This is a genomic window from Claveliimonas sp. (assembly GCF_037273965.1).
Classification (GTDB): Bacteria; Bacillota; Clostridia; order Lachnospirales; family Lachnospiraceae; genus Claveliimonas; species Claveliimonas bilis.
Window position 1 is genome coordinate 1 of the sequence record NZ_JAYAZJ010000074.1, and the last position, 23,091, is coordinate 23,091.

The 23,091-nt window shown below is 45.5% G+C and carries 23 protein-coding genes; all 23 read right to left on the bottom strand.

Translation table 11 applies throughout. The features are described 5' to 3' along the window. Positions 1-1,423 (bottom strand): penicillin-binding protein 2 (locus WJ238_RS06480; RefSeq protein ID WP_524536991.1); only part of this gene is annotated, 1,423 nt, incomplete at its 3' end. Beyond that, complete coding sequence (gene mreD / locus WJ238_RS06485; RefSeq protein ID WP_230106160.1) at positions 1,416-1,934, bottom strand: rod shape-determining protein MreD; 519 nt, start codon at positions 1,932-1,934, stop codon at positions 1,416-1,418. The genes mreD and WJ238_RS06480, both read right to left, overlap by 8 nt. A gap of 3 nt (positions 1,935-1,937) precedes the next feature. Further along, positions 1,938-2,810: a rod shape-determining protein MreC gene (gene mreC / locus WJ238_RS06490; protein WP_230106161.1), complete on the bottom strand. Its 873-nt coding sequence runs from the start codon at positions 2,808-2,810 to the stop codon at positions 1,938-1,940. Position 2,811: 1 nt separating this feature from the next. Then, complete coding sequence (locus WJ238_RS06495) at positions 2,812-3,834, bottom strand: rod shape-determining protein (RefSeq protein WP_230106162.1); 1,023 nt, start codon at positions 3,832-3,834, stop codon at positions 2,812-2,814. A gap of 8 nt (positions 3,835-3,842) precedes the next feature. Next, the gene (radC, locus tag WJ238_RS06500; protein WP_230106163.1) at positions 3,843-4,547 is read right to left on the bottom strand and encodes a RadC family protein; all 705 of its coding nucleotides are present in this window, start codon (positions 4,545-4,547) and stop codon (positions 3,843-3,845) included. A gap of 40 nt (positions 4,548-4,587) precedes the next feature. Next, on the bottom strand, positions 4,588-4,848 hold the full coding sequence (locus tag WJ238_RS06505; protein WP_230106164.1) for a DUF4321 domain-containing protein: 261 nt from the start codon (positions 4,846-4,848) through the stop codon (positions 4,588-4,590). 97 nt (positions 4,849-4,945) lie between these two features. Beyond that, the gene (locus WJ238_RS06510; protein WP_230107619.1) at positions 4,946-6,568 is read right to left on the bottom strand and encodes an NAD(P)/FAD-dependent oxidoreductase; all 1,623 of its coding nucleotides are present in this window, start codon (positions 6,566-6,568) and stop codon (positions 4,946-4,948) included. A gap of 29 nt (positions 6,569-6,597) precedes the next feature. Continuing rightward, positions 6,598-7,827 (bottom strand): BaiN/RdsA family NAD(P)/FAD-dependent oxidoreductase, encoded by a 1,230-nt coding sequence (locus WJ238_RS06515; protein WP_230106165.1) that lies wholly within the window; start codon positions 7,825-7,827, stop codon positions 6,598-6,600. Further along, a complete protein-coding gene (locus tag WJ238_RS06520) occupies positions 7,824-9,116 on the bottom strand; it encodes a methionine gamma-lyase family protein (protein WP_230106166.1) in 1,293 nt (430 codons plus the stop codon). Before WJ238_RS06520 ends, WJ238_RS06515 begins: the two co-directional genes overlap by 4 nt. Positions 9,117-9,147: 31 nt before the next feature. Then, the gene (locus WJ238_RS06525) at positions 9,148-9,468 is read right to left on the bottom strand and encodes a hypothetical protein (protein ID WP_230106167.1); all 321 of its coding nucleotides are present in this window, start codon (positions 9,466-9,468) and stop codon (positions 9,148-9,150) included. A 40-nt stretch (positions 9,469-9,508) separates the two neighbouring features. Then, the gene (gene miaA / locus WJ238_RS06530; protein WP_230106168.1) at positions 9,509-10,438 is read right to left on the bottom strand and encodes a tRNA (adenosine(37)-N6)-dimethylallyltransferase MiaA; all 930 of its coding nucleotides are present in this window, start codon (positions 10,436-10,438) and stop codon (positions 9,509-9,511) included. Then, positions 10,438-12,426, bottom strand: coding sequence for a DNA mismatch repair endonuclease MutL (mutL, locus tag WJ238_RS06535; protein ID WP_337606479.1), 1,989 nt, complete (start codon positions 12,424-12,426; stop codon positions 10,438-10,440). Before mutL ends, miaA begins: the two co-directional genes overlap by 1 nt. Before the next feature lie 2 nt (positions 12,427-12,428). Next, on the bottom strand, positions 12,429-15,074 hold the full coding sequence (mutS, locus tag WJ238_RS06540) for a DNA mismatch repair protein MutS (RefSeq protein WP_230106170.1): 2,646 nt from the start codon (positions 15,072-15,074) through the stop codon (positions 12,429-12,431). A gap of 64 nt (positions 15,075-15,138) precedes the next feature. Beyond that, complete coding sequence (locus tag WJ238_RS06545) at positions 15,139-15,555, bottom strand: putative ABC transporter permease (RefSeq protein ID WP_230106171.1); 417 nt, start codon at positions 15,553-15,555, stop codon at positions 15,139-15,141. 64 nt (positions 15,556-15,619) lie between these two features. Then, on the bottom strand, positions 15,620-17,062 hold the full coding sequence (miaB, locus tag WJ238_RS06550) for a tRNA (N6-isopentenyl adenosine(37)-C2)-methylthiotransferase MiaB (protein ID WP_230106172.1): 1,443 nt from the start codon (positions 17,060-17,062) through the stop codon (positions 15,620-15,622). Next, complete coding sequence (locus WJ238_RS06555) at positions 17,028-17,210, bottom strand: DUF4250 domain-containing protein (protein WP_230106173.1); 183 nt, start codon at positions 17,208-17,210, stop codon at positions 17,028-17,030. Before WJ238_RS06555 ends, miaB begins: the two co-directional genes overlap by 35 nt. After that, a complete protein-coding gene (locus WJ238_RS06560; protein WP_337606480.1) occupies positions 17,207-17,812 on the bottom strand; it encodes a 5-formyltetrahydrofolate cyclo-ligase in 606 nt (201 codons plus the stop codon). Before WJ238_RS06560 ends, WJ238_RS06555 begins: the two co-directional genes overlap by 4 nt. Continuing rightward, entirely contained in the window at positions 17,760-17,981 is a 222-nt protein-coding gene (locus tag WJ238_RS06565) for a DUF896 domain-containing protein (protein WP_337606481.1), read from the bottom strand. Before WJ238_RS06565 ends, WJ238_RS06560 begins: the two co-directional genes overlap by 53 nt. Before the next feature lie 153 nt (positions 17,982-18,134). Continuing rightward, positions 18,135-18,515, bottom strand: a complete 381-nt coding sequence (locus WJ238_RS06570; RefSeq protein ID WP_230106176.1) for a hypothetical protein — start codon at positions 18,513-18,515, stop codon at positions 18,135-18,137. Between the two features lie 75 nt (positions 18,516-18,590). Next, positions 18,591-20,255 (bottom strand): putative polysaccharide biosynthesis protein, encoded by a 1,665-nt coding sequence (locus WJ238_RS06575; protein ID WP_230106177.1) that lies wholly within the window; start codon positions 20,253-20,255, stop codon positions 18,591-18,593. Between the two features lie 54 nt (positions 20,256-20,309). Further along, entirely contained in the window at positions 20,310-20,804 is a 495-nt protein-coding gene (gene ybeY / locus WJ238_RS06580; protein ID WP_230106178.1) for an rRNA maturation RNase YbeY, read from the bottom strand. Beyond that, complete coding sequence (locus tag WJ238_RS06585) at positions 20,805-21,800, bottom strand: PhoH family protein (RefSeq protein WP_230106179.1); 996 nt, start codon at positions 21,798-21,800, stop codon at positions 20,805-20,807. After that, a complete protein-coding gene (locus tag WJ238_RS06590) occupies positions 21,787-23,073 on the bottom strand; it encodes a sporulation protein YqfD (protein WP_337606482.1) in 1,287 nt (428 codons plus the stop codon). The genes WJ238_RS06585 and WJ238_RS06590 overlap by 14 nt, the downstream gene beginning before the upstream one ends. Positions 23,074-23,091 lie beyond the last annotated feature (18 nt).

Genomic DNA, 23,091 nt, shown 5'->3' on the forward strand with positions numbered 1-23,091 from the left:
CGATGGCGTCAGAATCAATGATGCCGGCGCTGTCTGTCAGTACATCGCTGACAAGATACGTAAGATAGGCTTTCCATTCTTTAGAGAGATTGCTGTAAACGGTACTGTTCCCATCCTGCAAAATGGAAGTAAGCTGTCCGATCACCTGCTCTTTATAGGAAGAGAATTTGCTGTACACGGATTTTTCAGCACTTCCTGCATCCTCAGCGGAAAAATGGCTCATATCTACAATATCATTAGAAATAAAAGCATTGTAGGCATCTCCGCTGGCAACGATGACATCTGCCGCATCTTCTGTTCCGCTGCGGTCATAATCCAGAATATTCTGCATTTTCGCAAGAAGGATTCCCGCGATTTCCTGCTCTAAAATATCATAAGCTGCTTTCTGAAGATCCGCGTCAATCGTTAAATATACATTGTCTCCTGCTTTCGGTTCCGTTTCACCGACGGTCTCTGTCACACGTCCCACACTGTTTACATACAGCTTGACTTCACCTTTCTCTCCCTGAAGGGTACTGTCCAGTACCTGTTCCAGTCCCGATTTTCCAACGGTATCTGTCAGATCGTACTGCTCTTTTTCCTCATCACTTAAGGCATTGTATTCTTCCTGTGAGATCTGTCCTGTATATCCGATAATATTGGCAAAATATTTACTGTCTGTATATTTCCGGAGAGATTCTTCCGCAATGTCTACTCCCTGAAGTTCATCCATATGTTCCATGATCCCGGCAACGGTTTCCTCGCTTACATCTTCCGCCACTGTTGTGGGAATATATTTCTGGAAACTGTTCAGGCTGATAGCGTAGCGGATATTTACGAGCTTCAGGACTTCTGACTTCTCCAACTCATCCTGATCAATGCCATATCCATAGGTTTCGTCTGTACAAAGGTAATCTATAATATCTGCTGCTGACATATTCTGCTGTTCCTCGTCAAGGCCATCGATCTTCTGCTCACCGAATACGTCTGCCACAAATCTAAGACGCTGTGTTTCATTCGTCATAGAAAACTGATATTCATTATTGGCGTCCAGAACAATACTGAAATCGCTGATAACAGAGTCTCCATTGCTCTCAACAATCTCTATGATCTGGCTGATCTCTTTATTAAGCTCCTTATTTTTCTCCGCAATTGTGTCATATTCCCCGTTGTCTTCGATAGTCACGGAATAGGCCAGCTCGTTGTAAGCCAGAAGCTTACCGTTCCGGTCATAGATATTTCCTCTTGTTCCCTGTATCGTTCTTGTTTTTTGGATCTGAAGCCGGTAATCATCCAGATAGGACTGACCGTCTACAATCTGCAGCTGAAAACAGCGTCCAGCCAAAACTGTAAATAGGATACAAAACACAATGATCATCACAAGAAGACGCCTCTGAAACAATTCGACAATTGTTGATTTAATGCGATCCCAAATACTATACAAACTTACTTGCACTCCTTTGTTCTTCTTCTTCTAATTTACGGTTCATGTAGAGAAGGATCTGGTATAAAACAATCGTTACCAGAATAGTATATACCAATTCGGGCATGATCAGATGGATCAGGTAATAAAAGAAATGGAAATCACCCTGCATCATAAAGAAACAAATGTAAATGACCAGCCCGTAAACCAGTTCGCTTCCCGCAATAAGGACAAGCGGAAGCTTAATATCCTCATCATAAAACAGACGCTTAAAGCTTCCGTTCAGATAGCCGATCACTGTAAGGATCAGCGCATAAAATCCAAGAGTTTCCCCCCAGAACACATCCATCAGAATACCGGAGAAGAATCCTACTGCCATCCCTGTCTTTTTTCCTCTCATAAAACCGAGAGCTGATGTCAGAATGATCATCAGATTGGGACGGATAGAGGCAAACGTCAACTCTGCAAAAACAGTAGACTGCAGAAGGAAACATATAATAATAATACAAAATGTAATAACTTTTCTTTTCATAGGCTATTCACCTTCGCTGCCTTCATCCTGATTCGTAAGATCCTGCTTTGTTGTCGTAATAACAAGGACTTCCTGAAGTTTGGAAAAATCCACTGCCGGAGTAATATATCCGGATCTTGTCAGATTGTTGGAGTCCACACTGATCTCGGAAATATATCCGATGAAAAGTCCCTGGAGGTAAGTTGAGCTGATATGGGAGGTCACAACCTGCTCTCCCACCTCGATCTCGTTATCATTGTTGGGAAGTTTTTCAAAGCGGATCCTGCCGTCTTCCATAAGCTGCAGATCACCGCGTACCATACAGAGGTCGGAAGTGGAAAGAACCATACCGCTGACATTACTTCCATCGTCGATAATGGAACGAACCTGTGCATAATCGGGTCCTACATCTGTAACAATACCTACGAGACCGCTTCCGGCCAGTACGTTCATATCCTTGCGGATCCCGTCATTGCTGCCTTTATCGATGGTAAAGGAACTGAACCAGTTCGTTCCGTTGTTGGCGATCACATGTGCCCCGACTTTTTCATAATCCGCATAATTCTGATCCAATTTATAGAGTTCCTGCAGTCTTTCCAGTTCATACTGCTCCTGTCTTAAGCGGGTATTGTCGATGGTCAGAGTATCTATTCTCTCCTGCAGTTCTTCGTTTTCTTTTTGAAGATCCTTAAGAGTTGCAAAATTATCTGTGAGATCGCTCATCCACGTTCCTACATAGCTGATCCCTTTTTGCATGGGAATGATGGTATAATTTGCCACCCAGCTAAGAGGACCTCCGTCCATAAAACGTTCCGCTCCCAGTAAGATGCCGCACACAACAACAACGATCAGAAGAAGATATTTACTTGGAATCGTATTTTGATTTTTGATCTTCATACTATCTCATCCACCTATAATTTTCATCCAGCATCGAATACGCCAGTTTTCTTAGTTCTTTGGACTGAATGATCTGCTTCAGCCCTGTCACTGCACAGATATCCGGATCAATAGCCGTCCGGACACGTATGCCTGTCATTTCTTCCATATATACCTCCAGTCCCGGAAGATTGGCAAGTCCTCCCGTCAGAAAAATACCGTTACGGTAAACTGCCTTCCGCACCTCCGGAGGGGTACGGTCCAGGAGAGAATGGATACAGTGAATGCATTCCTCCAGAGGATCTTTGATAGCGGCCCGCACAAGGCTGATAGAAATTTCTCTTTGCTGCGGAACTCCGGTGATCAGATCTCTTCCGGCAACGGTAAGCGAAGCGCTGTTGTCCTCGCTGAACACACCGAACCTTTTTCTCAGGATTTCTGAGGTTACCTTTCCGATCAGGAAGTCATGGTTATAACGTACAAGCTGGGCAACAGCATTGTCAAAGGTTGCACCTCCCACTTTTATAAGCCGGTTCAGTACAATACCGCCTCCGGCAAGAATGGAAAGTTCAGTCGTGTCTCCGCCCAGGTTTACAATGAACAGCCCCTTCGTATTCTGTACATCCAGATTCAGACCTACTGCATCGGCAATCCCCCGTTCCACAATATTGACTTCTTTTGCCCGGGCTGTAGAATGAATGACAAGATCGAAAAAAGCTTTCTTTTCCACCTCCGTCACATCTGTAGGAACGGCAATTACATACTCCGCTCCCCGTGCGAACCCTCTGTCCTTTTTCAAAAGTCCCTGAAGAAGGTACTGCATATCGTTAAATCTGGAAATCACTCCGTCTTTCATAGGAAAGACAACCTGTATATTGGCCGGGGCTTTTTCAAACATCTCATATGCTTCATCGCCCACAGCAAATACCTCTTTTTTATTTGCAATGGCAATCACGTTTTTTTCTTTCCAGATCGTATCTTTCTTCTTATCATATACTTTGATCTCATAGGATCCGAGATCAAGTCCGTATACATTCCGTGCCATTTTTGCTCTTATCCTTTCGTGTATATCAGATTCTCTTCCAGAAAACTGATATAAGAATTATTCCCAATAATAATATGATCTAACAGTTCAATTCCAATTAATTCTCCGGCCAGCCTTATCCGCCGAGTAATCGCCACATCCGCTTTGCTTGGAGTCGGATCTCCACTGGGATGATTATGGAGCAGAATAATAGAAACCGCCTCCCTTTTTACCGCCTCCACAAAAATCTCTCTTGGTTCTACCAATGATGCATTTACAGTTCCTTTGTAAATATTCTTTTCAGCAATAAGATTTGATTTTGTGTCCAGCATTAACAACTTCATATGTTCCTGGGAAAGATGACGCATTTCTTCCATATAATATCCGGCAATCGTTGACGGATTTCTGAAACACAGTGTTTTGCGCGCTTCAGCTTTCGCAAGCCTTGCAGACAGTTCTAAAATACAGAGGAGCTGGATCGTTTTCACTTTCCCCACACCTCTGATCTTCATAAATTTTTCTTTTGTAAAGCGGTGGAGTCCCAAAAGGCCGTCCTCCCCGGCTTCTTTTAAAATTTTCCTGGAAAGCTCCAGGACATTTTCTCCCCTTGTACCAGTGCGCAGCAGAACAGACAGAAGTTCCGCGTCGCTTAAGCTGCCTGCCCCTTTTTCGTCACACTTTTCGTATGGGCGCTCTGATACCAACATTTCTTTCATGGTATTTGTCTGATTCATCCTTTGTAGATAAGTATAACCTTCACGTAAAGATCGGTTATTACAAGAAGCGATAAATAATAATTGCAAGAACCATGCCGATGATGCTGGCAACCGTAATTTTGATCGTAAGTCCGAATGTAATAACGACTATGCCAAGATTCAGCACAACCGGCTCGCTTAACCCGAATGTCTGTCCATAGTTAAGCCAACTAAGTCCCCCTGTATCACCTGCAAGCATACCGATAAAACCTCCCAGGACAATTCCTGCCAGAATCAGCAGAAACAAAGCCCAGGAATTTTTCCCGCCTGCTCCTTTCATATGTACTCCACCTCACATCTTTGTTTTTCTTTAAAAAACTCAATATATTCTATCATATTTCAAAAAAAGTGTATAGCCTTATCCCATTAAAAATTTCTTAATCCTTTGTCTCTTTGTCGAAAGGATGATATTTTCTGGCGATTGCTTCCGCCGTCTTCAAACCGTCCATAGCGGCTGAAGTAATTCCTCCGGCATAGCCCGCTCCCTCGCCGCATGGGTAAAGTCCTCTTATGCTTCCCTGCATATCAGCTCCCCGCAGAATACGTACCGGGGAAGATGTCCGGCTTTCCACGCCGGCGAGGACGGCGTCTTTCCTGTCATATCCCGGAAGTTTTCTTCCGAAGGCTTTTATCCCTTCTTCCAGAGCGCGGGAAATTTCCTCCGGGAAGATCCCCCGTACGTTTCCAAAAGCATATCCCCCTTTGATCTGCGGGGTGATCTCGCCCAGATTTTCTGTTATTTTCCCCTGGCAGAAATCCTCAAACAGCTGTATCGGGACAAGACCGCCGCCAGTCGCAAAAGCTGCTTTTTCCAGTCTTCTTTGAAAAGCCACTCCGGCAAGCACGCCGCTTCCGCCGAAATCTTCCGGTGAAACGGTAACCACAACAGCACTATTGGCGTTTTCGCCTGCCCTGTCGTGATAACTCATGCCGTTGACCGCCAGATAACCTTGTTCCGAGGAAGCATTCACTACATATCCCCCGGGGCACATGCAGAATGTATATACCCCTCTCCCATCAGAGGAAGAAGCCGTCAGTTTATAGGCTGCCGCCGGAAGAGGCAAAGTGGTATCGCCGTACTGTGACAGATCGATCATTTTCTGCGGATGCTCAATACGTACTCCTACAGCAAAGGATTTCGCCTCCATTTTCACCTGTTCCTCATCCAGCATGGCAAATGTATCGCGGGCGCTGTGACCGATGGCAAGAACACAGATATCTGCCTTTATATGCCGGCTCCGGCCAGTGACTGTATCTGTGACAAGTAATTCCTGCAAGGTACCGTTCTCATTTTGAAGTATCCGATCCATTCTCGTATGAAAGAGGACTTCGCCTCCTGATGCAAGAATCTCTTTTCGCATGTTTGCCACAATGGACATCAAAAGGTCAGTTCCGATATGAGGTTTATTCACATACAGGATATCTTTGGGCGCACCGTTCTTCACAAAAATTTCCAGCACCTTCCGGTCCCTGCCATCTTTATCTTTCACAAGAGTATTGAGTTTGCCGTCAGAAAAGGTACCGGCTCCTCCCTCGCCGAACTGTACGTTTGATTCCGGATCAAGACTCTGTGTCTCCCAGAACTTCTCTACATCTTTTTTCCGCTGCTCCACAGGCATTCCCCGTTCCAAAAGCAGCGGTCGGTATCCGGCTTTGGCAAGCATATAAGCACAGAACAGACCTGCCGGACCGCTGCCGACTATGACAGGCCTTTCCCTCAGCGCTTCCGTTCCCGAAACGTCCATGTGATACCGATTTTCGCTGGCAGCCTGGATGTTGGCGTTCCGGTTCTTTTTCAAAAACTCCTTTTCATTTTTTAAATGGACAGCCACTGTATACACATAGGAAAGCTGAGGCTTTTTCCTGGCATCCAGAGACTGCTTTTCTATTTGATATGAAAGAAGCGCATCTTCTTTCACACGGAGGGTTTTCAAAAGTTTCCTCCTAAGATCCGCTTCTGTATGATCGATATTCAATTTCAACTGCTGGAGTCTGATCATAAACATCCGTCCTTTCCTTCGTTTTTCTCTTATAGCGCCGCCGCTTCTCCGGCTATATATCCCGTTGCCCAGGCCCACTGCAGATTATATCCCCCACACATGCCGTCGACGTCAAGGAGTTCGCCTGTTATATACAGCCCGGGGCATTTCAGGGATTCCATAGTCAGAGGATCGATCTCTTCAAGAGAAACTCCTCCTGCACAGACCTGCGCCTGATCAAAAGAACGGGTTCCTGTAATCTTTACTTCAAATTTTTTGCAGAGGCAGGCGAGTCCTGCAAAATCTTCTTCGCTGAAATTCTCCACTTTCTGCGACCAGCGGATGTGTGCCCGGGTAAGGAGCACATTTACCAGTTTGCGGTGAAAAATTCCTCTTAAAAATTCTTCCGCAGTATTGTCGCTCCAGTCTTTTTGCTTCTCTCTGAAGAGGGCGCAGATTTCTGTCTCCTGCATCTCCGGAAGGAAGTCAAGGATGACAGAAACAGGCTTTCCTTCCCGCAGGCCCTCTGCAGCGAACCGGCTCACCTGAAAGACAGGGATACCTGAAAGCCCGTAATCTGTAAATTGAATCTCTCCCTGGTCGGCACACACTGCAGCTCCGTCTGACATAAGAACAATCTTTGCGTCGCTTCTTACGCCGGCCAGCTTCCGAAAAGCAGGATCATCCGACGTAAGCTGCACCAACGCCGGAAAGACCGGGGTTATGGTATGTCCCAGGCTTTTGGCAAGTTGATATCCGCTGCCGTCAGATCCAAGACCTGGAGAAGCCTTGCCGCCGGCGGCAAGGATCAGCCTGTCAGCTTCAAATCTTTGTTCTTCTCCGTTTTTCCTCGTATATATATCAAATTTTCCTTTAGAAAAAGAAACCTTTTCTACCTTTGTCTGAAGATACGTTTCTACCTGGAGCCGGGCGATTCCAAGAGCCAGTGCTTCCCGGACGGACGATGCCTGATCATTCTTAGGGTAAAGGTAGGTTCCTCTTGCTTTTGTTATAATTCCCAGCTTTCTGAAAAATCTGACGGTATCTTCCGTGCCGAAAGTATGGAGTACCTTCTCTACTGTGTCCGGGTTCCCTCCACGGTAATATTCGGGACTCATGGCAAGGTTTGTAAGATTACAGCGGCCATTTCCGGTAGACAGGATTTTCTTTCCCACCAGTTCTTTTTGTTCCACTAAGGTTACGTCAGCGCCTTTTCCGGCTGCCGCAATGGAGGCTACAAGCCCGGAAGCTCCTCCTCCGATGACAACGGTTCTTCTCATATTTGAACCAATCCTTTCCGAACCATATGTTCCAGAGACATTAAAATGCCAAGTTTGGCGTGAGGCCAGGTCAGGCCTCCCTGAAAATATACTGCGTAGGGCGGTTTGATGGGACCGTCAGCACTCAGTTCTATGGAAGAACCCTGTACAAAAGCTCCGGCTGCCATGATCACATCGCTGTCATAGCCGGGCATAGCCCATGGTTCCGGCGTTACATAGGAATCTACCGGCGCCGCTGCCTGGATGCCCTGGCAGAAAGCGATCACGCCCTCCGGCGTGCCAAGCTCTACCGCCTGAATAATATCGTGCCTGCTCTCGGAGCCGTCAGGCACTACCGGAAATCCCAGAGATTCATAAAGGTTGGCCGCAAGGATCGCTCCTTTAAGGGCGCTTGCCACCACGGTCGGCGCAAGGAAAAGCCCCTGGTAAAAGGACTGCATCACCCCCAGAGAAGCCCCCACTTCCCGGCCAAGTCCGGGAGAGGTCAGACGGTATCCGCAGTTTTCAATCAGATCCGTTCTGCCGGCAACATAACCGCCGATGGGCGCAAGTCCTCCGCCCGGATTTTTGATAAGGGATCCCACGACCATATCTGCTCCCACATCACTGGGTTCTATTGTCTCTACAAATTCACCATAACAGTTGTCAACCATACAGATAACATCCGGTTTGATCTTTTTTACAAAAGCGATCAATTCCCCAATCTGGGCGACGGAAAAACTCGGTCTTGTCTGATATCCCTTTGACCGCTGAATGGTAATTAATTTTGTTTTTTCATGAATGGCTTTTTCAATGTTCTCATAGTCAAAACTTCCGTCCGGCTTAAGATCCACCTGGCGGTAAGTAATACCATATTCTGCCAGGGATCCCGCTGACGGGCGGATACCGATCACTTCCTCCAATGTATCATATGGTTTCCCTGCCGGAGAGAGCAACTCGTCTCCCGGCCTTAAGTTCGCTCCAAGAGCAAGGGCAAGAGCGTGCGTTCCGCAGGCAATCTGGGGCCGCACAAGAGTAGCCTCTGTATGAAATACATCAGCGTATACTTTTTCTAAAGTATCCCGCCCCTGATCGTCATATCCATATCCGCTGGCATAATGAAAACACCCCTCACTGACACGGTTTTTCTGCATAGCACCGATCACTTTGAGCTGATTGTACTCCGCCGTTCGGTCAATGGCTTCAAACCGCTCCTTTAACTTTAGTTCCGCCTGCTTTCCAAACTCCAAAACCTTTTTCGAAATCCCCAGGCTTTCATACATTTCTTCTATATCATTGATCTTTTGCATTATCTGTTTTCTCCTCATTATCATGGCATTTTTATCGATGTTCTCCCCTTGTCATAGCAGCCATGATCTTTGTTTTCATCTCGGCGCACTGCGCATCAAACTCCGGATTTAAAGCCGGGATTTCACGCATGATATCTGCAGCTTCCCTGTATCTGTACATATCATACAGGATTCCCGCACGGTTCAGATTGAACATTGCCCTCTCCCCCTTTGTGCGGATCAGCGGTTCCAGAGCCAACAGCTCCTGATAGGTTTTCTCACTGTTGCGGCTGTGGGCGTACAGCTCCATCAAAGGATTCATCCTCTTTAAAAATTTCGATCCTCCAAAACCTCCAAATAATTTTTTTAACATTTCCATCGCTCCCCTTTTGTATCTTAAATCTTATTTCCCTCTATATGTAATAAGAAAGAACTGCCTCCCTTATTTTCGTTTCATCATAATCGTAATCCGGTTTATGGAGCCAGATCACATCCCGCTCCCTTTTGAACCAGGTAATCTGTCTTTTGGCAAAATGACGGGTGTCTCTTTTGATCTTGTATACAGCTTCATCCAAGGTATATTCCCCTTCCAGATGAGAAAGGATTTCCTTATATCCCAACCCCTGCATAGATACCATCGCGCTGTCGCATCCCATTTCTTTTAATTTTCGTACCTCCTCTACAAGCCCTTCCTCCATCATCAGATCAACTCTTCTATTGATCCCGGCATAGAGATGTTCCCTTTCGTCGTTCAATACAAAATATTTAAAATCATACGGAGAGGTTCTCTTTCGCTCCTCCTCATTGTGCTCTGACATTTTTTTGCCGGTCTGATAATAAAATTCCAGAGCGCGGATCACCCTCTTCACATTATTAAAATGAATCTGGGAAGCCGCCTTTTCATCTACTTCCACAAGTCTTGAATGAAGCGCTTCTGCTCCATTTTCACGGGCATAATTTTCCAGATCCTTTCTCAAAGAAGAATCCTCATTATTTTCTGTAAAATGAATGTCATACAAAAGCGCCTGAATATAGAACCCCGTTCCGCCTGTTACAATAGGAATATGTCCCCGTTCCCAGATTTCCTCAAGCGCTTCACGCGCCATTTTCTGGAAACGTACCACATTAAAATCTTCCCAGGGATCCAGCACATCGATCAGATGATGTGGAATCCCCTGCCGTTCTTCTTCACGTATCTTCGCCGTACCGATATCCATGTATCGGTATACCTGCATGGAATCGGCGGAGACGATCTCTCCGTCTAACTCTTTCGCAAGAGAGAGAGACAGACTTGTTTTCCCTACGGCGGTAGGGCCTGTCAATATGACCAATGGCCTTTTCATTACACGATCCTCTTAAACTTTTTCTCCAGCTCCCGTTTGCTCATTGCAATGATGGTTGGTCTTCCATGAGGGCAGTGATAGGGATTCTCCAGCTTCAAAAGCTCGCCTATCAGAGTTTCTGCTTCTTTTGCAGAAATCTGCATCTTCCCTTTTACCGCTGCCTTACAGGACATGGACGCAATCTTTTCATCAATGATATCCGGTGCCAGTCCAGTATAAATCTCATCGGATAAGCTGTCAATCATCTCCATGAGCAATTCTTTTTTTGCAATATCAAATAAATTGTCAGGAACTGCCCGGACTGCATAGGAATCCTGCCCAAATTCTTCTATTTCAAAGCCGATCCTTTCAAACCTGTCCATATAGGTATTTAAAAGCTGTGCTTCCTGCATAGACAGATTTAAAATAATGGGCGGGCTGATATTCTGAGATGTAAATTCCCTTGTTTTCATTCCGGCAAGCGTCTTTTCATAGAGCACTCTTTCGTGGGCAGCATGCTGGTCGATAATATACAGATTGTCTTTGTACTGCACAAGCCAGTATGTATCAAAAACCTGCCCGATAATTTTATGTTCCGGTACAGAAGCCTTACTTAAAAGCTTATCTTCAAAGAGATTCATCTGCCGGTTGGACAGGGATTCCGGTTCTGAAGCTTTTCTGTAATTTACTGCTTCCATGATCCGGTCTTTTTGTCTGTCAGGCTTGAATATTTCACCTTGTTCCTTTACTTCTGCAGAAGAATTTTGCTGATGATAGGAAAGAACCCTCTCCCGCATCTTCTTCATAAAATAATCCAAGTCTCTTTGTGGAGGATTTTCGCGGAGCGCGCTCTGTTTTTCGCCGTTGGATGAGTTTGGATTTTGGAACGCACTCTGTTTTTGATAGAGTGTACTCTGTTTCTTGACGTTTTCGTTTGTATCAAAACCGACCGCGCTCTGTTTTTCGGGTGCTTTTTCTGTGACAGATGGCGGTTCGGGCACTTCCACCTCCGGAATCAGTTCCTCCTGATGAAGAGCCCGCCCTACTGCTTCACTGACGGCTTTATATATCTCCTGCTGGTTCTGAAAACGGATCTCCATTTTTGTGGGATGTACGTTGACATCAATCGCTTGTATATCTGCCGTCAGATGCAGTACAGTAAAAGGATACTTGTGCTGCATCTGAAAATCTTTATAAGCGTCCTCAATGGCTTTGGCTATAATATTGCTTTTTATATAGCGCCCGTTTATAAAATAGTTTTCAAAATTGCGGTTTCCCCGTGAGATCAGCGGTTCTCCAATATATCCCCTGATCTTCAGCCCTTCTGTTTCACAGTTCACTTCCAGAAGGTGTCCGGCAATTTCTCTTCCATATATATGATAAATGACATCCTTCAGATTTCCGTTGCCTGATGTGTGGATTTTTGACTGACCGTTATTATAGAACTGAAAGGAAATTTCAGGGTGAGAAAGGGCAAGGCGCATAACGAGATCTCCCACATGGCTCGCTTCTGTCATAGCTGTTTTTAAAAATTTCCGCCGCGCCGGAGTATTATAAAAGAGCTGTCTTACAAGAAATGTGGTGCCGTCCGGCGCGCCTGTATCCTCGAAAGCCGCTTCTCTTCCACCCTCGATCCGATAGGAGGATCCGAATGTATTTTCCTTCGTCTTTGTAATCAGTTCCACCTGGGATACAGCGGCAATACTGGACAAAGCCTCCCCGCGGAATCCCAGGGAGGCAATATGGGCAAGATCCTCCGCTGTACGGATCTTGCTGGTAGAATGACGGAGGAAGGCATTTGGTATATCTTCTTTTTCAATGCCGCAGCCATTGTCCGTCACTCGTATGAAAGAAATCCCGCCTTCTTTTATCTCTACTGCAATGGAGGTTGCTCCTGCATCTATGGCGTTTTCCGTCAGCTCTTTTACAATGGATGCCGGCCTTTCGATCACTTCTCCTGCTGCGATCTTATCAATCGTCACCTGGTCTAAAACCTGTATTCTGCTCATATCTACCACCTGTTCTTTAATTTGTTCTGAAGCTGGTACAAAGTATTCAGTGCGTCTATGGGAGTCAGATGACTGACATCCAGATTTTTTATCTCTTCCAGTACATCGTCATCTTTTACTGTATCAAACAAGGACATCTGAGCCAGATCCACTTCATCATATTTTTTGGCCTTTTTCCTCGGCTCATGTCCTCCCACAGCAATATCTTTTACTCTTGTTGTGATATCTGCATAGGAAAGCTCTTCTGCAATTTCCCTTGCTCTTGTTGTGACAGATTCCGGCACTCCGGCAAGTTTTGCAACCTGGATTCCATAACTCCGGTCTGCGCCTCCTTTTACAATTTTCCTCAAGAATACAATATCATCGCCCTTTTCCTTTACTGCAATACAATAGTTGTTTACGTTATCAATCTTACCTTCCAGCTCAGTCAGCTCATGATAATGGGTTGCAAAAAGTGTTTTTGCACCAAGAAGCCGTGTGTTGCTGATATGTTCAATCACAGCCCACGCAATGCTAAGTCCGTCAAAGGTACTGGTTCCTCTTCCGATCTCATCCAGGATCAGCAGGCTGTTTCGTGTGGCGTTTCTTAAAATGTTGGCAACTTCGGTCATTTCCACCATAAATGTACTCTGTCCGGACGCCAGATCATCTGAAGCGCCTACTCTGGTAAAAATCCGGTCTACAATGCCGATATCAGCACTGGAAGCCGGTACAAAGCAGCCAACCTGCGCCATCAGCACGATCAGTGCTGTCTGACGCATATAGGTAGATTTTCCCGCCATATTGGGACCTGTTATAATAGAAATCCGATTCTTTTTATCATCCAGATATGTATCATTGGCAATGAACATGTCATTTGGGATCATCTGCTCTACGACCGGATGCCGCCCGTCTTTAATATTGATGACTCCTTTTTCATTGATTTTGGGGCGGACATAGCGGTTTCTTTCTGCCACAAGCGCAAGGGAGGCCAGAGTATCCAGTTCCGCCACAGCTTTGGCAGTTTTTTGTATTCTCACAACTTCCTGTCCGATGGCATCTCTCACCTGGCAGTACAGTTCATATTCCAAAGCATAAAGCTTATCCTCCGCTCCGAGAATGGTATCTTCCAGCTCCTTCAGGCGCGGAATAATGTATCGCTCCGCATTTGCCAGCGTCTGCTTTCTTGTGTAGTATTCCGGCACCAGATGTTTAAAAGAATTGGTAACCTCAAGATAGTAACCAAATACTTTATTATAACGGATACGAAGATTCTTGATTCCTGTCTTTTCCCTTTCTTCCTCCTCCAATTTTGCAAGCCAGTCTTTTCCTTCTGTCTTGGCATGGCGGAGGCGGTCCACTTCTTCATTGTAACCTTCCCGAATGATCCCGCCCTCTTTCATGGCAATAGGCGGCTCCTCGCAGATTGCAGCGGAAATCAGCCTGCAAAGATCTTCAAGGGGATCAAGATTGTTATAAAGCTTCTTAAGAAGCGGACTTTTCATATCCTCCAGGATACAGCGGATGTGAGGAAGCATAGACAGAGAACTTCCAAAAGCAGTCAGATCTCTCGGATTTGCTGATCTGTAGGCTACTTTGCTAAGAAGTCTTTCCAGGTCATAGATGGGAGAAAGGTATTCACGCATCTCTTCTCTGCATATGGCATTGTCCTTTAATTCCTCTACCGCATCCAAACGTTCCACAATCGCTTTTTTCTCAATCAGAGGCTGTTCCAGCATACTCCGAAGTGTTCTTGCCCCCATGGCAGTCTTTGTCTTATCAAGCACCCACAAAAGGGATCCTCTTTTCTGCTTTTCCCGCAAGGTTTCACACAGCTCCAGATTTCTTCGGCTTGAACTGTCTAAAAGCATATATTTTCCTGTTGTGTATCCGGTCAGTCTTGTAAACTGGCAAAGGTCTGTCTTCTGAGTCTCCTTCAGATATACAAAAAGGGCGCCGGCGCCGATCACGCCGCAGTCATAATCAGCAAGGCCCAGTCCTTCCAGGGAACTGGTTTTAAAATGCTCAAGAAGTGTTCTTTTGCAGATCGCGTCATCAAAATACCATGAATCCAGTGCATAGATAGTAATTCCAAGACGCTCTTTCAGATCATCAAGATCCATACCGCTCATGTAGAAAGCCTCATTGCAGACAAGTTCAGATGGCATAAACCGGCTGATCTCGTCAAACAGTTTACTGCTCTCATCCAGCTCTGTGACAAAATAATCTCCTGTGGTTACATCTGCAACTGACACTCCGTACCGGTCTCCTATGTAAGCGACACACATGATATAATTATTTTTCGTTTCATCCAGAGCCTGTGTGTCCAGATTTGTCCCCGGCGTTACAATACGGACAACCTCACGGCGCACAATCCCCTTCGCTGTGGCCGGATCCTCCATCTGCTCACATATTGCCACTTTATACCCCTTGGAAACAAGGCGGTTCAGATAACTGTCCACAGCATGATAAGGGACACCACACATGGGTGCCCGCTCTTCCAGCCCGCAGTTTTTTCCGGTCAGTGTGATTTCCAGTTCTCTGGATGCGGTCAGTGCATCCTCAAAAAACATTTCATAAAAGTCACCAAGTCTATAAAACAAAATGCAGTCTTTATATTCTTTTTTCGTCTCCATATACTGCTGCATCATTGGGGTTAATTCTGCCATCTAAGTACTCCTTTTTGTGCTTAATCTTTTGTGCTCATTTAGTATAGCATATTTTTCCCCAAAGTTAAAACAGGAAAAAATGCGGTTTTTTCTCGCCAAACACACCCCATAAAAGATATCCTCCCAGCAGGATCCCTATGGCGCACAGGCCGGAAAAAATGATCATAAAAGGCAGACAGATCTGCCCCCACAATTGGAACGGAAGTCCGGTATAATCCCAGACATGCCATTTCATCCATTTATTTACAATAATCCCGGTAATAAATTCACAGGCTGTTACAAAGATGATACAGCGCAGAATCTGCCGAAAGAACGGATCCTTCCATTCCAGAATCTGTCCCTGCCAGGCACAGAAAACGAGGCAGACACCTCCCAAAACAAACATACTCCAGTGGGAAAAGCCGCGAAAAATAAATTCGAAAGAATAATAAAGCATTCCTCCTACCACCCATAAAAACAAATACTCACCCAGTCTTTTCATGTAAAAAACGCCCTCACTATATGTTTTCCCATATAGTGTGAGCGTTTCTTTCCTGAATTATACCTTAAACTCTGGTCCCGATATAGTAAAATCCTTTGCATTCATCCAGATAAACATTTACCAATGTACCGATCAGCTTTTCGTCCCCCGGAAAATGCACCAGAAGATTATTGCTGAGGCGTCCTGTCACCATGCCGGGTTCATGGTCATTGACAGATTCCACCAGAACAGTTTGCGTGGTTCCCTGATGGATTGCACATACTTCAGAAGAAATATGCTGCACTTCTTTCAAAAGACGATCAAAGCGGTTCTTTATCACATCCGGCGGAACCTGATCTTCCATAACAGCAGCCGGTGTCCCTGTCCTTTTGGAATAAATGAACGTAAATGCACTGTCATACCGTACTCTTTTCACAACATCCATGGTCTCCAGAAAATCTTCTTCTGTTTCTCCGGGGAATCCTACAATAATATCTGTTGTCAGAGAAATATCTGGTACTGCCTTTCGAATTTTTTCCACAAGAGCAAGGTACTGTTCTTTTGTGTAGCGCCGGTTCATTTTCTTTAAAATCCGGCTGCTTCCCGACTGTACCGGAAGATGGAGATGACGGCAGATCTTTTCGGATCTTGCCATGACTTCAATTAATTCATCCGACAGGTCTTTCGGATGGGAGGTCATAAAACGGATCCTTTCGATTCCGTCCACCTTTTCCACTTCCTGAAGAAGCTGTGCAAAAGACATAGGCTCATCCAGCGTTTTTCCATAAGAATTAACATTCTGCCCAAGAAGCATGATCTCCACTACTCCATCCTGAGCCAGCTTTTCAATCTCTCTGATGATCGCTCTCGGATCACGGCTTCTCTCCCTTCCTCTTACATAAGGAACAATACAGTAGCTGCAGAAATTATTACAGCCAAACATAATATTGACCCCCGATTTAAAAGGATATTTTCTTTCTACCGGAAGATCCTCCACAATCTTATCCGTATCTTTCCAGATATCAATGATCATACGCTGGGATTCCAGCCTGGATACAATCAGCTCTGCGAATTTATAGATATTGTGCGTGCCGAAAATAAGGTCAACGAAACGGTAACTTTTTTTAATTTTTTCCACTACCTCCGGCTCCTGCATCATGCAGCCGCACAACCCGATGATCATATAAGGATTCTTTTTTTTCGCCTTTCCAAGCTGCCCCAGACGACCGTAAACTCTCTGATTGGCATTTTCCCGCACGGTGCAGGTATTGTAGATCACAAAGTCCGCCTTCTCTTCGTCTTCCTGTTCTATGTAACCGATGTTTTTCAGAATGCCGCACAGCTTCTCTGAATCTCTGGCATTCATCTGACAGCCGAATGTTGTTACACAGAACGTCAGGGGACGTCCGGCTTTCTGTACCAGCTCCTGAATCAGAATCTTTGCCTTCTCCATAAAATAATACTGGCGTTCCGGCTCTGATAACGGCGCTTCTTTATACAAACTGATTTCTGGATTCATCGTACTCATAATCTATTCCTTTCAGTTGTTCCACGATTTTTTCTTTTTCCGCCTGCATATCTTCGCACAAGGCATCCAGGTCAGAATAATAATCTCTAAGTTTCGTATTCACCACGCCCAGCAGCAGCACCGGGTCCTTTGGCAGTCCTGTCATCATTCTTCTTTTTCACCCTCCATGTATCTTGTCTCTATCCGCATCTCGGTCACGAGAACACGGGGACGGATATCGTATTCTTCCTGCGGAATGGCGGGAAGCACCTGACATTCAAAGGCCAGAGCCATAGAAAGAAGTCCGGTGTGGGCTTCCAGATAACGGTCATAGAAACCGCCTCCATATCCGATCCTGTGAAGTTCATGGTCAAATGCAGCTCCCGGCATCAGGATCAGCCCTTCCTCACCGGAGGCAGGTCGTCTTTCATCCGGCTCTAAAATGCCGAATCTTCCCGGATGGGTTTCCCGGAAGGAAGAAATATAATAAAATTCCATTGTTTTTCCTACTGTTTTGGGAATAGCAACTTTCTTATTCATCTCCCAGGCCTTTTCAATGATCCTGCGAGTCCCCACTTCCCCGCGGAAATCCATATAGCAGTAAATCTCCTCTGCCTGTAAAAACAGAGGATGGCTGGTCACCCTTTTGGTGATATTTCTGGTCTTTTGATCCCACTCCCCTTTTTCCATCGCTTCCCGAAGAGAGAGAACCTTTTTTCTAATTTCCTCTTTTTTTACCAAATTTCTCCCCCAGATCTGTAATAGATCCATCTGTTTCCTGTATGGAAATATTGTTCAGCTGCCCCCAAAGGTTCGCTTTTACCGCTTCAATGTATTCCCGGCGAAGAAGCTGCTGCTCTTTCTTTTCTTCCTCCGTCAAACCTTCCGCTTTGGAGCGGCGATAAAGCTCATTGATCCTTTTTATCTTATTTTCATCCATTGTATCTTCCTCTGCTTTATTTTCTTTTGCATGAACGCCGGTATACACCGACGTCCCATTCTCTTTATTGATCCGCTATCCATCTTACACTATCCTGCACAAATGAGCAAGCCATTTTCCCCTCGAACTCTTCGTTGAACTCAGCACCTTGTATCAACTGGAATAATTTTCAAGAAAACTGTAGAGAAGCTGCGTACTTTCAATATATTTCCCATTTTTCACTTCATTTTGCAGTTCGGTCGGAAGCGTAGAAACTTCAATGCTTGTATAGTCATAAGCGGTCTTTTTATCGCTTAAAAAGACAACAACATAACCGTTTACTTCCATAAGATAATAGCAGTCTTCCTTACTTGCATCTCCTTCTGTTGTAACAGTTTCCTCATTTTGCTCCAGGTTTTCCTCTGACGCTGTCTGGTTCATTTCTTCCCTTGCCCGGTCCACGGCTCTCTCATAAGTAAAGTGATAGGCAGCCGCCAAAATAATAAAAGCTGCCAGAGATGCTGTAAAAAAACCGATACTTAACTTCTTTTTCATAAGGACAACTCCTTTTTTAGTAAAGTATCGGTCTTTTTCTTCAAATTTATACATTTTTGTGAAGCGATATCCCTGTTAACGGTACCGCCCCTTCAGAAGATGCAGTTTTCTGCATATCGCTACAAGGGTAGCCCCTTTCGGAGCGGATAAAATTTCTTCTTCCGTAATTCCGCCAAGCACTACCAACGCAATACCGTACACAATTACTGCCACAATAATTGCAATAACAGCAGCCGCCATCTCTCCGATAAACAATACGCATAAAAGATGTACCAGCAAAGAAACAGCGCCCATGATCACAGATGCGATCGTAGGGATGACAAAGGTTTGCTTCTGTTCCTGCATATATCCGCACGCCCCTCTGAGATCATGGGCATTTAATATGCAGATGGAGCCGGCAAAAATAATTTTGCTGATTGGAATGGAATAGATTTCCCACTTAAATACCACCAGCATAATAAACAGAGCAACGACATGTATCACCAGTGAAATAGCAGCATTTTTCACTGGAGCTGCCATACGGTCCAAGCCCTGCAAAGCAGCGTTTGTCACAGTTGACAGGCAGAAAAATACAACGGAAATACCGCCAATCCGAAGCATAAGCGACGGTATGGCATTGTCCTGATTGAAATAAAGAAGATTCAGGATCGGACCTGACAACGTAATAAATCCGGCTGCACAGGGAATGGCGATCAGCATATTGAACCGGGACACCATATTGATCTTGCTGTGTATCTGCTTACGGTTTCCCGTCTGCATTGTAGCAACAAGACTCGGCATAAAAGATGCCGCCAAAGCGCTGGACACACTTAAAGGAATATTCGTCATAGTGTCATACTGTCCGTTGAGCAGTCCCAGGAGACTGGAATATTCTTTCTCCGCCATTCCCTGAGCCGCCATAATATTGGAAAACATGGTCTGATCGATCAGATTACTGATATTGTAAACTGTTGCGCTTAAAATAACAGGGGCAATTGTCAGAAGAAGAACTTTGTAAATGGTCTTCCGGCTTTCCAGCCTTCTTGTCCGGTCCCTGCGCATCTGACGTTTCAGACGTGTTTTATATGCGGTAAAAACAAACAGAAGAAATAAAAGTGCGGTGAGCGCTCCTATTACAGTACCCAGCGTTCCTCCTGCCGCCGCAAAGGCAGCGCCGTAAGATTCTTTTGCTTCTCCGCTTGCCATGCTCCGTCCCGTCTGCATCAGCAGGTAAGCCCCCACTACACTGACAATGGCATTAATGAGCTGCTCTGCCACCTGGGATATGGCTGTAGGGATCATGGTCCCATATCCCTGGAAAAAGCCCCGAAGTACGCCCAGGATCGCTACGATCAATATACAGGGCGACAGAACTCTCAATGCATAGATACTAAGTCCCATCTTCATAATCTCTTCTGAGATAAATCTGGCATTAAAAAAGACGATTGCCGACACAATGCCGCCGGAAAGAATACCGAAAGTCATCGCGCCTTTGAAAACCCGGTATGCATTTTTATACTGCCCTAACGCAACACGGGCCGATACAAGTTTGGATACAGCCATGGGAAGGCTGTAAGATGTCAGCATCAATGCAAGGCTGTACACCTGAAAGACAACGCCGTAATAGCCGTTTCCCTCTGCCCCCATAATATTGGTCAGCGGTATGCGGTACGCAAGTCCCACGATCTTGGTGATCATAGCCGCTGCCGCAAGGATCGTTCCCTGCATCAAAAAATTAGTTCCTTTTTTCTTATCCGACATATCGTTGCTCCATGTTTCTTCTATCTCTTCGGTAATTCCTCGCTGATTTCATCCTTAACGCAGAATATTCAGTCTTTCCAGAATTGCCCGCTGCTTTTCTTCCATCACAAGACGTTCCTCCTCGTCTATGTGATCATATCCTGTTAAGTGTAACACAGAATGAGCGATTAAGAAAGCAAATTCTCTTTTGGCTGAATGTCCGTAAGCCTTTGCCTGTTCCATCACCTTATCCTTGGATATGACAATATCACCCAGTACCAGTTCTCCGCTTTCCGGATCAAAACAATCCTCCTGGTCTTCCAGAAAATCAAACTCTCCGGGTATTTCATATTCCACCATGGGGAAAGACAGAACGTCTGTAGGCCGGTCAATGCCACGGAAATCCCGGTTCATTTCTTTGATCTGCTCATCTGTAGTGAGAAGAAGATTCACCTGGGCTTCATAGGGACAGCCGATATAATCAAGGGCTACATCTACCACTTCTTTCGCCAGCTCTTCACATGCAAGGGGGAGCGTGTTCTCCCCTTCTTCCTCATAGAACAAAGACATTTATTTTCTCCTCCGATCTTTGCCTTTTTTTCTGCGGTTCTCCCTGGATTCGTACTCCTCGTATGCTTTTACGATCTTCTGTACCAGCGGATGACGTACCACATCTTTGCTGGTAAGATTACAGATACTGATATCCTCCAGGTTACGTACGACTGCCGTAGCAACATCCAGACCGGAAATCTGGCCGGACGGAAGGTCTTTTTGCGTTGCATCTCCGGTGATGACAACTTTAGAGCCGAAACCGATTCTTGTCAAAAACATCTTCATCTGTGCCGGAGTCGTATTCTGAGCCTCGTCAAGAATAATAAAGGCATTGTCAAGAGTACGTCCTCTCATATACGCAAGGGGCGCCACCTCGATCAGGCCTTTTTCCGAATTTTTCAAAAAACTTTCCGCTCCCATGATCTGGTAAAGCGCATCGTAAAGCGGACGCAGATAGGGATCGATCTTGCTTTGCAGATCCCCCGGCAAAAATCCAAGCTTTTCCCCGGCTTCAATGGCAGGACGGGTCAGAATGATCCTCCCCACCTCGTTGTTCTTAAAAGCTGTAATCGCCATCGCCATCGCAAGATAGGTCTTTCCGGTACCTGCCGGTCCAAGACCGAACACGATCATTTTATTCCGGATCGCATCCACATATTTTTTCTGTCCCAGCGTCTTTGGCTTTACCGGTTTTCCCTGAATGGTCTGGCAGATCATATCCCTGTCAATCTCCAATACCTGTTCTTCCTGGTCTTCCATGGCAAGAGACAGGGTATAATCTACATTTTGTTCCAGGATTTCATTTCCTCTTTCCGCCAGAGCAGTCAGCTGTTCCAGAACACTTTTTGCCTTCTTCGCCTGCGGCTCCGTTCCCAGTATTTTCACCGTATCTCCCCGGGGAATCAAAGTGACATGGAGGGCGCGTTCGATTTTCTTTGCAAAGCTGTCGAACTGCCCGAATACATGTATCTGATATTCTGCCGGGATATCTATCGTCATTTCAATCATTCCCATTCTGATTTTCCCTTTCTGTCTCAAGCGTCTCCCTTTCCGGATCCGGCAGGATTTCCGTATCCCTTTTTTCGGCGACCTCTCCTTGGAGGGTCACACTGCCTTTGGCAGACGCTTTTTTTTGCTCTGTGTATATTTTAACATCATTCCTGATAATTTCTACCCCCTTTTTTTCCAGTTCCTCACACCAGAGCGCAAATGCCCGGCTTAAGTCTTGCTGGATTTCCTCATCCGTGAGACTTTCTCTGTGGGTTTTGTAGGGAACTACCTCTCTTTCTCCAAAGGATACCGGAAGAATAAAGGAATCTCCCAGTTTAAGATCCTTTTCCCAAGCGCGGTATTCACAGTTCTCGTACTTGTTTTCAATGCTCCCAAGGGAGGCGGTCCATGGCCCGATCCTTAAATACCACTGACTCTTTTTTACAGGCTGATTCCTCTCTTTTATATAATCTTTAACAGGATATTCTCTTTCCACCGTATTTTCATACTGCTGTATATATTCTCCTTTAATATCGGCGTCTGCCTCTCTGTAGCGGTAACCTGTCACTTCTCCGGCATCATTTTTCATTTCCACCCTGCCGGACACCAGGATATCTCCTTTCTTTACCTTGCTGCCCGCTTTTACAGCCGGTATACCGTTACGGGTCACGATGGATACAATCGTGCAATCCCTGTCGGCAACCAGATCCGTGCCTTTTTTCGAATCTTCTGCTTTCTCTTCACTGTCTGCCGACGGTTCCTCTTGCGACAGATCTTCATTTTCCTTTACCCGGATCACCAGCTTTGCCCCCTGAATGGAAGCAGAAACCCATATGATATCGCTGTACTCCTCGCGGATCCTGGATGCGATCCTGCTGCAGTCCACTTTGCTTACAGGCATTCCGTGCCGGACATCCTCGGAATCCAGAAAAGAGAGAATAGCTTCATCTGTTCTTCTTAAATTTCCTTCGATATCAATTTCCCATATAAAAAGAGAGAAAATATAGATCAATGCGGCACAAAAGAAAATTCCAGCAAAAAACACCTTTCTTTTCCGATATCTGTGTAAAAAAAAAGGAAGTCCATACCGGCCTGTAATCTCTGCCTTTGTTCCGGTCTTTTTAAGGACTGCCTTCATCTTCTTTAAACTCCTGGCATCTGTATACATCTCATAAGCACCCCGGACCGGTTTAAGTCCCCACAGACAGATACCTTTGTGGCTGCAGGCGTTCAAAAACCGCTCCGGAGAATACCCGGATACTCTTATTTTTATATAGCCCCGCAAAAAGCGGATCATGGATAAAAGCAACTCTTC

Excerpts from the sequence above, each read along its gene's own strand:
- mreD (WP_230106160.1), bottom strand. The coding sequence starts at position 1,934 with ATGAAAAGAAAAGTTATTACATTTTGTATTATTATTATATGTTTCCTT.
- mreC (WP_230106161.1), bottom strand. The coding sequence starts at position 2,810 with ATGAAGATCAAAAATCAAAATACGATTCCAAGTAAATATCTTCTTCTG.
- WJ238_RS06495 (WP_230106162.1), bottom strand. The coding sequence starts at position 3,834 with ATGGCACGGAATGTATACGGACTTGATCTCGGATCCTATGAGATCAAA.
- radC (WP_230106163.1), bottom strand. The coding sequence starts at position 4,547 with ATGAATCAGACAAATACCATGAAAGAAATGTTGGTATCAGAGCGCCCA.
- WJ238_RS06505 (WP_230106164.1), bottom strand. The coding sequence starts at position 4,848 with ATGAAAGGAGCAGGCGGGAAAAATTCCTGGGCTTTGTTTCTGCTGATT.
- WJ238_RS06510 (WP_230107619.1), bottom strand. The coding sequence starts at position 6,568 with ATGATCAGACTCCAGCAGTTGAAATTGAATATCGATCATACAGAAGCG.
- WJ238_RS06515 (WP_230106165.1), bottom strand. The coding sequence starts at position 7,827 with ATGAGAAGAACCGTTGTCATCGGAGGAGGAGCTTCCGGGCTTGTAGCC.
- WJ238_RS06520 (WP_230106166.1), bottom strand. The coding sequence starts at position 9,116 with ATGCAAAAGATCAATGATATAGAAGAAATGTATGAAAGCCTGGGGATT.
- WJ238_RS06525 (WP_230106167.1), bottom strand. The coding sequence starts at position 9,468 with ATGTTAAAAAAATTATTTGGAGGTTTTGGAGGATCGAAATTTTTAAAG.
- miaA (WP_230106168.1), bottom strand. The coding sequence starts at position 10,438 with ATGAAAAGGCCATTGGTCATATTGACAGGCCCTACCGCCGTAGGGAAA.
- mutL (WP_337606479.1), bottom strand. The coding sequence starts at position 12,426 with ATGAGCAGAATACAGGTTTTAGACCAGGTGACGATTGATAAGATCGCA.
- mutS (WP_230106170.1), bottom strand. The coding sequence starts at position 15,074 with ATGGCAGAATTAACCCCAATGATGCAGCAGTATATGGAGACGAAAAAA.
- WJ238_RS06545 (WP_230106171.1), bottom strand. The coding sequence starts at position 15,555 with ATGAAAAGACTGGGTGAGTATTTGTTTTTATGGGTGGTAGGAGGAATG.
- miaB (WP_230106172.1), bottom strand. The coding sequence starts at position 17,062 with ATGAGTACGATGAATCCAGAAATCAGTTTGTATAAAGAAGCGCCGTTA.
- WJ238_RS06555 (WP_230106173.1), bottom strand. The coding sequence starts at position 17,210 with ATGATGACAGGACTGCCAAAGGACCCGGTGCTGCTGCTGGGCGTGGTG.
- WJ238_RS06560 (WP_337606480.1), bottom strand. The coding sequence starts at position 17,812 with ATGGATCTATTACAGATCTGGGGGAGAAATTTGGTAAAAAAAGAGGAA.
- WJ238_RS06565 (WP_337606481.1), bottom strand. The coding sequence starts at position 17,981 with ATGGATGAAAATAAGATAAAAAGGATCAATGAGCTTTATCGCCGCTCC.
- WJ238_RS06570 (WP_230106176.1), bottom strand. The coding sequence starts at position 18,515 with ATGAAAAAGAAGTTAAGTATCGGTTTTTTTACAGCATCTCTGGCAGCT.
- WJ238_RS06575 (WP_230106177.1), bottom strand. The coding sequence starts at position 20,255 with ATGTCGGATAAGAAAAAAGGAACTAATTTTTTGATGCAGGGAACGATC.
- ybeY (WP_230106178.1), bottom strand. The coding sequence starts at position 20,804 with ATGTCTTTGTTCTATGAGGAAGAAGGGGAGAACACGCTCCCCCTTGCA.
- WJ238_RS06585 (WP_230106179.1), bottom strand. The coding sequence starts at position 21,800 with ATGGGAATGATTGAAATGACGATAGATATCCCGGCAGAATATCAGATA.
- WJ238_RS06590 (WP_337606482.1), bottom strand. The coding sequence starts at position 23,073 with ATGATCCGCTTTTTGCGGGGCTATATAAAAATAAGAGTATCCGGGTAT.